This window comes from Streptomyces sp. CC0208 (assembly GCF_003443735.1).
Lineage (GTDB): Bacteria > Actinomycetota > Actinomycetes > Streptomycetales > Streptomycetaceae > Streptomyces > Streptomyces sviceus.
The window spans coordinates 7,671,627-7,684,591 of record NZ_CP031969.1; the positions used below are offsets into that span (position 1 = coordinate 7,671,627).

10 protein-coding genes are annotated in these 12,965 nt (G+C 71.3%); 3 read left to right on the top strand and 7 right to left on the bottom strand.

Annotated features, from left to right (window positions below; all coding sequences use genetic code 11):
* Nucleotides 1-303: 303 nt before the first annotated feature.
* From D1369_RS35320 to D1369_RS35345, 6 genes are all read right to left on the bottom strand, one after another.
* Nucleotides 304-2,250 carry a glycosyltransferase family 39 protein gene (locus D1369_RS35320; protein ID WP_007380430.1) on the bottom strand — a complete coding sequence of 649 codons (1,947 nt, stop codon included), beginning with the start codon at nt 2,248-2,250 and terminating at the stop codon, nt 304-306.
* A gap of 56 nt (nt 2,251-2,306) precedes the next feature.
* Nucleotides 2,307-3,392, bottom strand: a complete 1,086-nt coding sequence (locus D1369_RS44625) for an NlpC/P60 family protein (RefSeq protein WP_118082819.1) — start codon at nt 3,390-3,392, stop codon at nt 2,307-2,309.
* Nucleotides 3,393-3,436: 44 nt separating this feature from the next.
* Nucleotides 3,437-3,919 (bottom strand): poly-gamma-glutamate biosynthesis protein PgsC/CapC, encoded by a 483-nt coding sequence (locus tag D1369_RS35330; RefSeq protein ID WP_007380428.1) that lies wholly within the window; start codon nt 3,917-3,919, stop codon nt 3,437-3,439.
* Nucleotides 3,916-5,397, bottom strand: a complete 1,482-nt coding sequence (gene pgsB, locus D1369_RS35335; RefSeq protein ID WP_007380427.1) for a poly-gamma-glutamate synthase PgsB — start codon at nt 5,395-5,397, stop codon at nt 3,916-3,918. The genes D1369_RS35330 and pgsB overlap by 4 nt, the downstream gene beginning before the upstream one ends.
* Nucleotides 5,398-5,412: 15 nt before the next feature.
* Nucleotides 5,413-7,653 carry a HAMP domain-containing protein gene (locus D1369_RS35340; RefSeq protein ID WP_240436115.1) on the bottom strand — a complete coding sequence of 747 codons (2,241 nt, stop codon included), beginning with the start codon at nt 7,651-7,653 and terminating at the stop codon, nt 5,413-5,415.
* A gap of 312 nt (nt 7,654-7,965) precedes the next feature.
* Entirely contained in the window at nt 7,966-9,219 is a 1,254-nt protein-coding gene (locus D1369_RS35345) for a hydrolase (RefSeq protein WP_237557600.1), read from the bottom strand.
* Between the two features lie 816 nt (nt 9,220-10,035).
* Between D1369_RS35345 and D1369_RS35350 the strand changes: the two genes are divergently transcribed.
* Entirely contained in the window at nt 10,036-10,314 is a 279-nt protein-coding gene (locus tag D1369_RS35350) for a type II toxin-antitoxin system Phd/YefM family antitoxin (protein ID WP_007380423.1), read from the top strand.
* Between the two features lie 473 nt (nt 10,315-10,787).
* On the opposite strand, the gene D1369_RS35355 is transcribed toward D1369_RS35350, so the two are convergent.
* Entirely contained in the window at nt 10,788-11,774 is a 987-nt protein-coding gene (locus D1369_RS35355; protein WP_007380422.1) for a hypothetical protein, read from the bottom strand.
* Between the two features lie 126 nt (nt 11,775-11,900).
* Between D1369_RS35355 and D1369_RS35360 the strand changes: the two genes are divergently transcribed.
* Nucleotides 11,901-12,530, top strand: coding sequence for a TetR/AcrR family transcriptional regulator (locus D1369_RS35360; protein WP_037899179.1), 630 nt, complete (start codon nt 11,901-11,903; stop codon nt 12,528-12,530).
* A 132-nt stretch (nt 12,531-12,662) separates the two neighbouring features.
* The gene (locus D1369_RS35365) at nt 12,663-12,965 is read left to right on the top strand and encodes an urease subunit gamma (RefSeq protein WP_037899177.1); all 303 of its coding nucleotides are present in this window, start codon (nt 12,663-12,665) and stop codon (nt 12,963-12,965) included.

Sequence of the window (12,965 nt, forward strand, 5' to 3'; positions counted from 1 at the left end):
CAGCAGATCGGCATCAAGGACATCCGTCCGCTGATCGTGGCCCGTGAGGCACGTGTGTTCACGGCCCCTTTTGATGCGCGGCCACTCGTGCGTGATCCAGCAGGCGATCTCCGACTCGCCCCGCAGGACCGCCCGCCGCTCGGGTCGTCGCAGGCTCCATCCGAGCCGGCCGGTCAGCAGCCGCCACACCGACGCCCTCGAGAACACCACCCCCGTTGCCCGGTGACGACCGCGCCGACTCGTTCCAGGGTCCACAGGTCGGCACTCGGCCGTTGACCGCGATCCCTGACCTCGGGCGTCGCCTCACCGCTGGGGATTGCAGTCGTAGAGGGTGAAGCTGCTGTTGGTCTGGCGGTAGGCGGTGGGCCGGATGCGGGTGCAGTGGGACTTCACCCAGGTGGTGGCGGGAGTGGTGGGGCGCTGGGTGGTGAGCAGCGCATAGCGCAGCTGGTGGGTGGCGACGAGGTTGCCGAGCTGCTGGGCGGTGGGGAAGGGGGTGCTGCCGGTGAAGCCGCCCATGACGAGCATGGGCTCGGACGTCGCGCGCAGCAGGGGCTCGGCGGTGTAGGCGGCCTGCGTGGCGAGCAGGTACTTCTCGCCGTGGCGGTGCGTGGTGAGGTAGTCGAGCAGGGCGGTGTCGCGGGCGTTGGGTCGACCGAGCTCTCTCCTGCGCGGAGCGTGGCGGGGATGCTCGTAGTACGACTTGCCGACCGGACCGGCCATCGGGGAGGTGGCTGCGCCCGCGTAGAGCGGGTCGAGGCCGGAGACGGCCCAGCCGGCCGGTACGACCAGGGTGGCCGCGATTCCGGCGGCGAGGGCAGCGGAGATCATCCGCGGGGAGGTGCGCGGCCCGCGGCTGCACAGGCCCACCACGCCGCACAGTGCGAGCATCACGGCGACCGGCAGCAACCAGGAGACGAATCGGGTCGGCCAGTCGAGCACCAGCGCCCAAACTGCCGTCAGCACGATCGCCACCGGCAGCGCCAGGTGCCGCCGGCCGCGCGCATCGTGCTCCGGTTCGTCATTCGCCGTCAGCTTCGGCCCGTGCTTCGCCTCGTACTCCGATCGGAAGAGCGCGAGCCCGCCGCCGGCCAGCGCGGCCAGCGCCGGGGCGATGACGGCCGTGTAGTAGGCGTGGTTGCCGTTGGAGGCGCTGAACACCAGGGCGTGTACGGCCAGCCAGCCACCCCACATCACAAATCCCGCGCGCGGCAGGTCGGTTCGCGGTTGTCCGGCGCGCCAGACCATGCCCAGAACCACGGCGAGCACGGCGAGCGGCAGGAACCAGGCGATCTGCGGGCCGACGGTGTGGTTGATCAGCATGTCCCAGCCGGTGTTGCCGGTGGTGCGGCTGGCGGCGGTGCCCGCCACGGCGCCGAACGCGGTGGAGTCGCTGCTGAAGCGGCTCAGGCCGTTGTAGCCGAAGACCAGGGCGAACGGATCGTTGTCGGACGTGCCGTCGAGGTACGGGCGGCTCGCGGCCGGTGTCGCCCAGGCGATCAGCACCCAGGAGCAGGAGACCACCAGGGCGACCGCCCCGGCCAGCAGAACGCGCAGCGCCCGCTTCAACCAGGTTCCGGGCGCGGCGAGTTGGTAGACCGCGGCGAAGACCGGCAGCACCAGCCACGCCTGCAGCATCTTCGCCTGGAAGGCGAGCCCGACCCAGATCCCGCACGTGATCAGCGGCAGCAGCCGCTCGGTGCGCACCGCCTTCTGCAGCGCGCCGGCGGCCGCCACCAGGAGCAGCGTGAGCGCGGTGTCCGGGATGGTGGCACGGTTGAGGGCCACGGTGACCGGGGTGAGAGTGAGCGTCAGCGCGGCGATCAGCGCGGCGAACGGACCGGCCCAGGCCCGTACGATCCGGTGCAACAGCCATACGGTGAGCACGCCCTCGACGACCTGCGGAAACGCGGCCGCCCACGTGTGCGGGCCGAAGAGCCAGACGGAAACGGCGTCGGGCCAGAAGGCGCCCGGCAGCTTGTCGATGCTGATGGAACCGCTCGCGTCGAGCCCGCCGAAGAAGAAGGCACGCCAGCTCTCGGCCATCGACCGGATCGCCGCGCCGTAGAAGGGGTGGAGCGCGGCGTGCCCGATGCCCCAGGAGTACAGCACCGTGGCGACGACCAGCACCGCGACCAGCGCCGGGCGCTCCCAGCGCGGGGCGGCGTCTTCCGGCGGCCCGGAGCGGCGGTTCGCCGCCCGGCGGCCTCGGTGCGCGCCGGTGGGCTGGACGGCGGGGATGGCGGTCATGGCAGTGGTCCTCGGATCAGCAGGTCAGGTGAGGCGGCGGTGCGCGGGCGGTGTGGTCACAGGCGGCGGGCCGCCCGGAAGCCGCGCGCGTAGAAGTCCGTGCCGTCCAGCAGCGCGTGGCCCGACATGTCGCCCATGGTCGGGCCGTTGGCGGCGGAGCGGCTGGAGTAGAAGCGGTGCCGGCCCTGGTCGTCGAGGCCCATGTACATGCCGCAGTGGTCGATGAAGTCCGGCCGGTCCTTGATGATGGCGAAGAAGACCAGATCGCCGGGTTGCAGGGCGCTCAGGTCGGTGGCCTGCTGCTTGCCGGTGTGCGGGATCACCATGCGGCCGGGACCGTGGGCGGCGATGGCGTAGGCGCGGCGCGGCAGGCCCGCGCCCTCGGTGTTGGTGTTGTGCAGGGGAATGCCCATCCGGTAGCCCCACACCAGCCGCTGGAAGCCGGAGCAGTCGGCGTCGCCGTAGCGGTCCTTCTCCGGCTGCACTCGCGTGCCGTCCGGGAAGGTCCAGGGCAGGCCCAGATAGTCGTAGAAGTCGGACTGTTCGTCGTGGAAGGCGAAGTCCAGCGGGTTGTTGACCGCGGCGTTGCGCGGGCCGAAATGTGCGGTGCCCGCGTACCGCACTCCGGCGGCGTTGTGCTTGTCGGGCGCCCCGGCGCTGCTGTACTGGAACGCCACCGCGAAGACGTCCGGGCTGGTGTCGACGAGCGCCTTGCGGAACCAGCTCTTGAACGAGGCGGTCTTCTCCATGCCCCGCTGCCACTCGTGCGGCAGCAGCCGCACCCAGGCGTCCGTGGTCACCTTGGCCTCGGTGGTCCGCGGCTCGCTGAAGGTGCGGGTGGGCCCGGTGAGTACGGCGGTACGGGCTCCGTCGGTGAAGGTGGCGAGCGTGCCGCCGTCGGCGGCACGGACCACGGTGCGGGCGGGGGCGGACAGCCGCTCGAAGGTGTGGGCCCCGGTGGCCCGGGCGCTCGGGGCGGTGCCGGCCCCGTCGGCGACCGTGCCGCCGGGGTCGTCGTTGCCGTGCCGGAGCTGGTCCCAGGCGTACCCGCCCGCCGCCCCGGCGGCCGCGACGCCCGCGATCGTTCCGAGCACGGCGCGGCGAGTCGGGCCGCCGCGCCTGCCGACGGGGTTGGAGTGCATGGCCGATCCTCCTGGAAGTGTCAGGTGAGAGGGGGTTGGACAGGTCAGGCGGTGGGCAGTGCGCCCATCAACAGGCCGGAGACCAGCACCACATACGTGGCCAGGGTCACCGCCGTGGTCGAGATGACCGTGGCCGCCATCGGCTGCCGGACCATCTGGTAGGAGACCAGGCCGGGGACGATGAAGCCAAGGGTCTGTGACGTGTACAGCAGCGGGAACTCGTGGCTGAGGGCGAGCATCACGGTGGTCTGGATCACCACCGCGCACAGCACCACGGCGGCGAACAGCCGCTTGCCGTAGAGAATCACGGTGCGCTGCAACAGCTTCGTCATGAAGTACGTGGCCCCCGCGACACCGACCATCAACCCGGCCATCCGCACATCGGTGACGAGCGTGAGGGCGATCCAGCCCGGGGTGATCATCCCCCCGGGGGAGAGGTTGGTGGTCAGATAGCAGACGAGCGAGAAGACCAGCCCGAGGGCGATCCCGAGTGCGGCGGTCTGTGCGGTGAGGTGGGCGGGGATCACGGTTTCCTCGGGGACTGGGGCGGATCGTAGGCGTGGTACCGGTCGTGGGAGTGGTGCGGGTCGTCCGCGGTGCTCTGGTCATCGGACCGGCCGTGGCGAGCGGCGAACCGGCGGGCGAGGTCGCGTTGTTCGGGGATGCGGAGGGCGTACGTCGGTGTCTCCAGCGGGGCCACCCAGCTGTACGGCTCCGGCTCGGGCGGCCGGGCCACCGAGACCCGCGGCCGGGGCAGGGCGATCTGCATGGTCTCCTGGTCCAGGCCGTCACCGTCGGGAACGGCGTCGAACAGGTCCTCGGACTCGTCCAGCGGCAGCTCGGCGAGGCATTCCAGGAACAGCTCGCCCTGACCGTGGATGTTGCCGATCGCCACCAGCGAGGAGGCCGGGCCGAGTTCCGCGAGTATCGCCGCGGTCAGCTCATCGGGGTCCCGGCGATCACCGCCGAGATCCACCACCCGCCCGGTGAAGCCGGCCGGAATCGCCTCGCGGGCGCTCCTGGTCGGGTGGCCGATCAGGAACACGGTCTCGGCGGCGAGGTCGGGGACGATGGCGCCCATCTGGCCGTTGCGCTCCACCCGGTCCGGGCGGCAGTTGATGACCACGTTGATCGGCCGCTTGATCGCGCCCAGATCCTCCAGCTGCTTGACGTTCATCAGCGTCGACTCGGGATCGTTGGCAGCGAAGACATTGGCGAACCGCAGCTTCTTGCCCTCGGGGGTGATGTAGCGCTCCACCGACAGCACGCCGGGGTCGGGCGGCGCGTCCCACATGCCCTGCATCGCGGTCTGCCGCTCCACGCCGAGCAGTTCGGCGACGGCGAGCGCGATCGCCACGTTCTCCTTGAAGGTGAACCAGCTGAAGCCGCGCAGTTCGGCGTCGGTCACCGACTCCGGATCGACCGCGATCAGCCGGCAGTTCCGCTTGTCGGCCTCCTCCTGGAGGATGTGCAGCCGGTCCTTCTCCGCCGTCACGCACACCCCGCCCACCGGCATCGAGCGGGAGAGCGAGCGGGCGACGTCGTCCAGCGTCGGCCCCATCTCCTCCAGATGGTCCTCGCGGACGTTGCACAGCACGCCGATCGTGGAACGGATCAGCTTCTCCTGATTGGTCTCCTGCAGCGCGGGCATCACCGCCATGCACTCGATGACCAGCGCGTCCGGCCGGTAGGTCGCCGCCCGCCGTACGATGCCGATCTGCTCGACGATGTTGGAGATGCCGAACTTGCGGTAGATCGGTTCCTCGGTGGCATCGGGATGGATGAACCGGGCCGCGGTGCCGGTGGTCTTGGCCACCGTGACCAGGCCGCCGCCGCGCAGCGCGCCCGCGCACAGCCGGGTGATCGAACTCTTGCCGCGGATGCCGTTGACCAGCACCCGCGTGGGTATCTGCTCCAGCGAGGCGAAGTGCCGCCGCTGTTCGAGGGCGCCCGCGATCCACAGCACGGCGCAGCACAGCAGGACGATGACATAGAGGAAGAGCACGCCGATTCCGTCCTTCTACCGCTGGAGGGTGTTCTCACGCAGGGGCCGCACGGGCCCGGCGGCGTGACCCGACCTGGCTGCCCGGTCGCGTTCCGCCAGGGCCTGGCGGATCAGCTCCAGGCTGCGGGTGACCGAGCCGATCTCGTCGTGGTTGACCGGATGCAGCACGGTACGGCGGTCGCCGCCGGCGAGCCGCTCGCCGAGCACGGCGACCGCGCGCAGCGGCCGGATCACCACGACATGCAGCCAGCCCAGGCAGGCCGCGCCCACGGCGATGCCGAGGATGCCGGCGAGCATGGTGCGCTGCTCGGCCTGCACCGCGGGGATCTGGAGCGCTGCCGCGGGCTCCGCGGTCACCACGTGCCAGCCGAGGCGGGCCGTCGGACCACTCTGCGCCAGCGGCGCGGCGGCGTCGACCGAGGGGCCGGAGGAGGTGAGATGCACTGCTGAGGTGGCGGTGCCCGCGGTCCCCGGGGCGCTCTGGGTGGAGCGAGCGAGACGGGTCAGACCCGGGCCGGGCAGCGACTGGAAGGCCTGGTAGCCCACACTGGCCGCCAGCACCTTCTCGTTGCTGTCCGTCACCCAGACGCTGCCCAACTTGGGCCTGGGCAGGATGGAGTTGAGCGCCTTCACGTCGATCTCGCCGAACAGGACCACCCCGGCCGCCTTGGCCTTGCCCTTGACGGCCCGGACCTGGGCGTAGGCGGCGATCGCCGGGATCCGTCCCGAGGTGTTCACGGTGGTGATCCCGCCGCCCTCGGGCACGTGGACGAGGGTGCGCAGCGGTGTGCCGCCCACTCTCAGCGTGATGCCGCCCGAGCGATCCAGGAGATACAGCGAGCGGTACTGCCCGTGGTCGGCGAGGGAATGCCGAAGAACCTCGGTCTGGGCGGCCCGGCTCCTGCCCGGCAGGCTTGCGGCCGTGGCGCTCAGATCGTTGTACGACTGGTCGAGGGACTGCCGGATCCGGTTCGTCGCGATCTCGGTGCGCGCCTGCTGGTCGGCGAGGACCGGAGCGGGCACCGCGGTCGCGGTGTCCGCGCGGTTCAGCAGGAAGATCATCGGTACCGACCAGCAGCCCAGCACCACCACGCCGAGCACGGCCAGCGCCCGGTAGCCCGGTCCACGCCTGGCCGGGAACTCCTGCGGGCCGCTCTCGCCGAGCAGTTGGCGGCGCAGTAAGTCCAGTGCCCGCCCGATCCGGCCCAGTTCTCCGAAGCCGTGCACCGGAACCGGCCTGGACAGCTCGGCCGACGCGGTCGGCCAGTCCTGGGTCGCGCCCCGGGCCAGGCGGCCGGCGGACAGATACAGCCGCAGCAGTGGCCGCTGCACGGAGAAGTACAGCGCCAGCCCGAGCAGCACAGCGACCCCGACCAGCGCCCCGGCGGCCTCGAGCGCGAAGCGCGAGTAGTCGACGGTGGTGGTCGTGGCGGGCACCGCGCGGGAGGTGACTACCACCAGACCCAGGTCGTCGGTGTCGCCCGGACCGGTCGTCGAGGCGACCTGGGCCCAGCCGGCCACGGTGCGCCTGCTGCCGGTGGTGGCGCCCAGCAGGTTTCCCGAGGCGTCGGCGTCACCCCCGGAACTGTGGGCCGCGCGGGCCGCAGCCGCGGACAGGCGGCTGCCGGCGGCGCCCGGCGACGCTTTGTCATGGACCGCGGTGGCGAGCACCGTGCCGCTCGCGTCCAGCACTTCGGCGGCGCCTCCGTCGCCGTAGGCCGCGACGGAGGGGAGCGCCTCCGAGACGACCAGCAGCCACTGCCGCTCGGGCCGGTTGGGGGCCTGGTAGTCCTCGTCGGGGTCCTCCTGGGCGGGCAACGTGACCCTGGCGAAGTACAGCAGTTGCGGCGCGCCGCCCGACGTCACCAGCCGGGGCGGGATCGCCCCGGACGCCGTCCTCGCGGCGTCCGTCCCGGCCAGCGGCACCGTCCGGCCGCCGGCCGCCAGCAGCTTGCCGGTGGGCCGGTCGAGCAGCGCACTGCCGAGGATCGTCTTCCTGGCAGCGGTCAGCGCCTTGAGCGTGGTCACGGGGGTCGAGGTGCTCGTCGCCGGGTACGCGCCCGCCGTACGGCGTACGGTGCTCGCCTCGGCGTCGATCGCGGTGCGCATCGACTGCGCGGTGTCCGCAGCGATCTGCTGCTCCCCGTTCAGTACGGCCTGCGGGATACCTGCGGTGTGCACACCGCCGAGGCCGATCACGGTCAGGGCGGCGACCACCAGCAGGAGTGCGACAAGTGAGGCTATCGGCGGGCGCACCCCGCCAAGCATCGGCATATCGGCGCGGCGGCGGATGCGGTGTCGGCGCGGCGCCCGGGGTGCGGAGGGCAGGGGAACGGATCCTTCCTCAACTGGCGTCGAGCGCCCAAGTGTTCGAGAGTACGAACATCCTAGCCCCCGCCTGTCACGTAACCATCACACTTTCGCCCCATGTGACGTACGTGTTAATTCGAATTCACAGGATTGAGGGGCGGCGATCTCTGCAGACCCCCGCCCCGGCACGCAGAAGGGCGGGCCCATGAGCAGGCCCGACCCTTCGAACACATGGTCAGCTGTCCGGTTGACTCCCCGTCAGCGGACGAAAGAGATTTCCGGGTACTTGTCGCTGGGCCCGTCGAGCAGGGTGCTGTGCTTGTGACGCAGCGTCTGGTCGAAGAAGGCAGCGAGATAAACGCGCTGGACCTGGACGGCCCGGGCCGGGTCGATCGTGCCGTACTGCTGCTCGATCTGAGCCTTGGAGAGCCCGAGCAGGCCCGCCTCCTGCGGCACCATCCACTCCTGGTCGCAGAACGACAGGTGCGCCGCACCACGGAGCTTGATGTCGACCCGGTACCCCTTCAGGTGCGACCACATCGTGCGCCACGACGCGTCGTTGTTGCGGTTGTGGGTGCCGGAGCTGAAGAGCATGAAGGGGCGGTCCAGGTCCTTGTTCGGTGCCGACCCGAAGAACTGGCCGTCCAGGTCGGCACCGGCGCCGATGCGCTTGTCGAGTTGCATGGCGGTGGGGACCGCCCCACCGCCCAGCGACCAGCCGAACATCCCGATACGGGACATGTCCACCGACCGCGTCAGCCCGGCGGGGAGCGTCGCGTGGCCGGCGTCCGGGTTGCTGCCACTGCTGATCTTGCCGAGCGCGTTGATGACGAACTTGATGTCGGCCGCGCGCACCTTGAGCGTGTCGGAGGAGTGGGTGCCCGGCGCCATCCTGTTGAGCTCGAGCCGGTTGCCGGGGAACTGCACCTCGTTGGCGTCGTGGGTGTGGTCGACGGTGACGACGAGGTAGCCGCGGCTGGCGAGATCCTGGGCGAGCGCGGTGCCCTGCGCGCGGTCCGAGTGCAGCCCGGTCGAGTACAGCAGGACGGGCAGCTTGCCGAGCGAGGTCTTCACCGGGGCGAGGACATGCCCCGCGGTCTTCGGCAGGGTCACCTGCTGCGGTGACATCCCGTGCGTGGTGAGGTAGTGGGCCCCGGAGATCGACGGCATCCAAGGCGCCTGATAGTGCCCGGACGTGGCGGTGGCCGGGTACCAGAGCGAGACCATCACCTCGCGCTTGCCGCCCACATACGGATCCGTACGGGACGAGTCGACGAGATGCAGGCCGACCATGCCCACGCTGTTCGGCCCGGTCGGCGCGGGCATCTTGAGCTGCAGACCGGACGCGGCCGTGCGACTGGAGGCGAGCGCCTCGGGGTGTACGGACTTCTGGGGCAGCGGCGCCTCGTCGTTCTCGGGCGCCCAATCTGTGTTCGGCTCGGGCTCGTCGGGCGAGAACCCGGTGGCCGTAGGCGTGGCGGACGTGTTCCCGGCGGCCATCGCCGGGGTCATCCCCACTCCCAGGGCAACGGCCAGCGCACCTGCCGAACCGACCGCTCTGGCGATGGCTCTACGAGGCGGCCGCGGGCGGCGGTGTTTCATGAAACCCCCTTGTTGGTCAGCGATCGTAGAACGCCCGATCGACTGCCGCATACCGTACCGCTGCGGCGACGGGCGGACTCACGCACCCTGGGTACTGGCAGGGTGACCTCACGTACGGCACGCGGGCGCATGGGCGTGCCTCAAGCTGATCTGCCGCAACAGCCCTGGTCCCCGCGAGCCCATCCCCGCCCAAGGCCCTCAACGACCACTCGTGCTCGACATCAGCAAGACGGACCCGCTCGACGCCGTGCGGCTGTTCGGCCGTCTCGCTCAGGTCGTCGAGGAGGAGGAGCGTGAGTGTGCCCTGAGCATTGGGGCCGCAGCGTTCCGGCGCGCGACTGGAGACCCTGCGGTGGTGGCGGCCCTTCGACGCCGAGTTCGGTGGGCGGACCCCGGCGGCGCGCCAAGGCCGCCTGCGCAGGCACCCCGACGTCGCCAGCCTCGGGATCACGCCGCACGCATGATGCCCACCACGGCTTGCCGATGTGGAGGCTGGGTGGAGATCCGCCCAGCCTCCGGTGCGTCGACGGACAAGCCCCCGCCCGGCCGGAGCGGGGCGGTCTGACGCACCGGAGACCTGCCAGGATTCAGTGCGACCAGATGGCTCTTCGTCTCACCTCGTCTCGCATGCGAGAGCGCACAGGTGAACGCGAGAGCCTCTGACCTGGACATTTGATGTTGCCGCAGGCCACGGTGGACCAGGTAGACGCCCCGTAAGCTAGGGGCATGGCCTACGAGATTCCGGTGACGCAAGCCAGGGCTGAGCTCGCCGACCTGATCAACCGGGTGGTGTACGGCGGCGAGCGCGTCGTCGTCACACGGCACGGAAAGCCGCTGGTCGCCCTGGTCTCGGCCGCCGACCTCGAACGGCTGGAGGAGTCCCAGGAACCCGTCGAGGAGCCGGTGATCAGCGCGGTCTCCACTGTCCGAGAGGTCCCGTCCGCTCCTCGCGAACAGCAGCGGTTCGGTATCGCGGCGCATCATCGGGGGAGCGGGGCCTCTTAGGGGCGTACTGGCCGTGGGGGCTGGGGCACGTGAGAGGGGCCGGTCGGGGGTGTGCGTTCCCCCCGGGGGCTGCGGCGCCCAGGCCCGGCGGGCAGGCTCGCGCTCGTGCCTGGGGGCCGGTCACGGGCTGATGGTGCTCACTAGCTTGGGCGGCAAGGGTGGGGCTGTGGGGCGGAGGCGGGTTCGCTTCTGCTGACGGGGCCCGTCGCCATCGTGCGCTCCTCGAAGCTGCGGCGCCCAGGCCCGGCGGGCAGGCTCGCGCTCGTGCCTGGGGGCCGGTCACGGGCTGATGGTGCTCACTGGCTCGGGCGGCCACTGCGGGGCCGGCGCGCAGAGAGCGGGTTCCTTCAGCCGACCCGAGTCAGTGCCCGCTCACCGGCGGCGGGTGTGGCGTGCCTCGGCCGCGACTTCAGGGGGCTTTCAGTGTGACGGCGCCCAACCCCAGTGGGCAGGTCGGCCGCGCCCGAGCTTGGTCAGCCGATCGGTGTGAGCGCATGCGCGTCGGCGGCGGGTGTGGCGTGCTTCGGCCGGGACTTCAGCGCGTTCCCCAGTGCTACGGCGCCCAGGCCCAGCGCGGCCCACCACGTGAGGGTCAGGGCGGGGCCGGTCGCTGCTGCGCCGTCGAAGAAGGACACGGAGCGCAACAGGGTCGCGCTCGCGCCCGGCGGCAGCCACTGACCGATGGTGCCCACCGGCTGGGGCAGCAGTTGCGGGGCCGAGGCGGCGCCGGAGAACGGGTTGCCGAGGAACATGACCAGGAACGCGACGACGCCGATGCCCGCCTGGCCGACCAGGGCGGCGAGTCCCGCGACGGCCGCGCTCACCGCCAGTGTCGCCAGGGCGAGCGTCCCCGCCTCCGCCCACCAGTTGCCGGCGAGCACGCCGAGCCAGCTGTGGGCCAGGGCGGCCGCACCGAGGCCCACCAGTGCGGCGGCGACGATCAGCGCAGTCGCGGCGCGCACCCCGCGCAGCCCGAGCAGGGTCACGCCCGCGCCCGCGATGATGCCGCTCAGCGCCAGCGGCAGCACGGACGAGCTCAGTGCCGCGCCCCTCGGGTCGGACGCCGGGGCCGGGACGACGTCCACGGTCCTCACCTCGGCGCCGCTCGCCGCGGCCTGCCGGGTCACGGCCTGCTGGAGGAGCTGGGCCACGACCGGGCTCGCGGCCGACGCGGTGAGCAGCTCCGGGCCCCGCGCGGTGACGACGACGGCACCGTATACGGTCCGGTCCTCGATCGCCGCCCGCGCGGCCGCCTCGTCGGCGTAGTGGTGGATCTCGAAGGCGCCCTCGTGCTGTCGCAGCCCCTGCTCCACCTGTGCGGTCGCTGCGGACGGCCCGGCCACACCGAGCGGCAGGTCGCGCGGGGCGGTGCGGGCGGCGGGCCAGGCGAAGGCCCACAGGGCCAGGGCGGCGAGCAGTGGCACCAGGACGATGACCGCGATCATGCGACGGGTGGACATGGTGGTCCTCTCCGGGGCTCAGAAGAGCCCCGCTAAAAAGAAGGATCATTCGTTTTAGCTCGGAGAACACCGTCCCGCCGCCTGGGCGCCTTGTCAAGAAGGAATGTTCGTTTTACGTTGGGCGCCATGGCTCGCGTATCCCAGGCACACCTCGACGCCAGGCGTCGGCAGATCCTCGACGGCGCGGCGGTCTGCTTCGCCCGCAACGGCTTCCATGCCACGTCCATGCAGGACGTCCTGAGGGAGGTCGATCTCTCGGCCGGGGCCGTGTACCGCTACTTCAGCGGCAAGGAGGAGCTCATCGGCGCGATCGTCGAGGAGGTGCTCGGCCAGGTCCACGAGGGTTTCGAGGAGGCGGCCCGCAGCAGCCCGCCCCCGCCTCCGGACCGCCTGGTGGTGTCGGTGCTCGGCCGTGTCCTCGCCACCAAGGAGTCCTTGACCGTGGACGGGCGGCCGGCGTTCCCCCGGCTGGTCGTCCAGGTGTGGACCGAGACCCTCCGCAACGACGAGCTGGCGGCCGTCCTGCGCGAAGGGTACGGCGTCGTGCGGGAGGCCTGGACGCGGATCGTCGGGGCGTACCAGGACGCCGGTGTGATGCGGTCGGACGTGGCTCCGGAGTACGTGGCCCGCACGATGATGGCGGCCGCGATGGGCTTCCTCGCGCAACAGGCCCTGTTCGGGCCGGCGCCCGCCGAGGTCCTGGGCGAAGGCCTGCGGGCACTGATGAGCATGCGGGACGAGGCCGACACACGCTGATGGATCACAGCTCGGTTAACACCCCTGAAACCGGATCCAACTAGCCTGCGGATCCACGCCACCAGGGACTTTGCCCCGGGGCTGAGGCAATCGGACCCCGCACGGTCCGGAGCGAGGACTGTGAGGTGGGACGTGCAACTGACCCCGCACGAGCAAGAGAGGCTGCTCATCCACGTGGCGGCCGACGTGGCCGAGAAGCGCCGGGCGCGCGGGCTCAGGCTCAACCACCCCGAGGCGGTCGCCCTCATCACGTCACACATCCTCGAAGGCGCACGTGACGGCCGTACCGTCGCCGAACTCATGTCCTCCGGGCGGGCGTTGCTGACCCGCGAAGACGTCATGGAGGGCATCCCCGAGATGATCCACGACGTCCAGGTCGAGGCGACCTTCCCGGACGGCACCAAGCTCGTCACCGTCCACGACCCGATCGTCTGA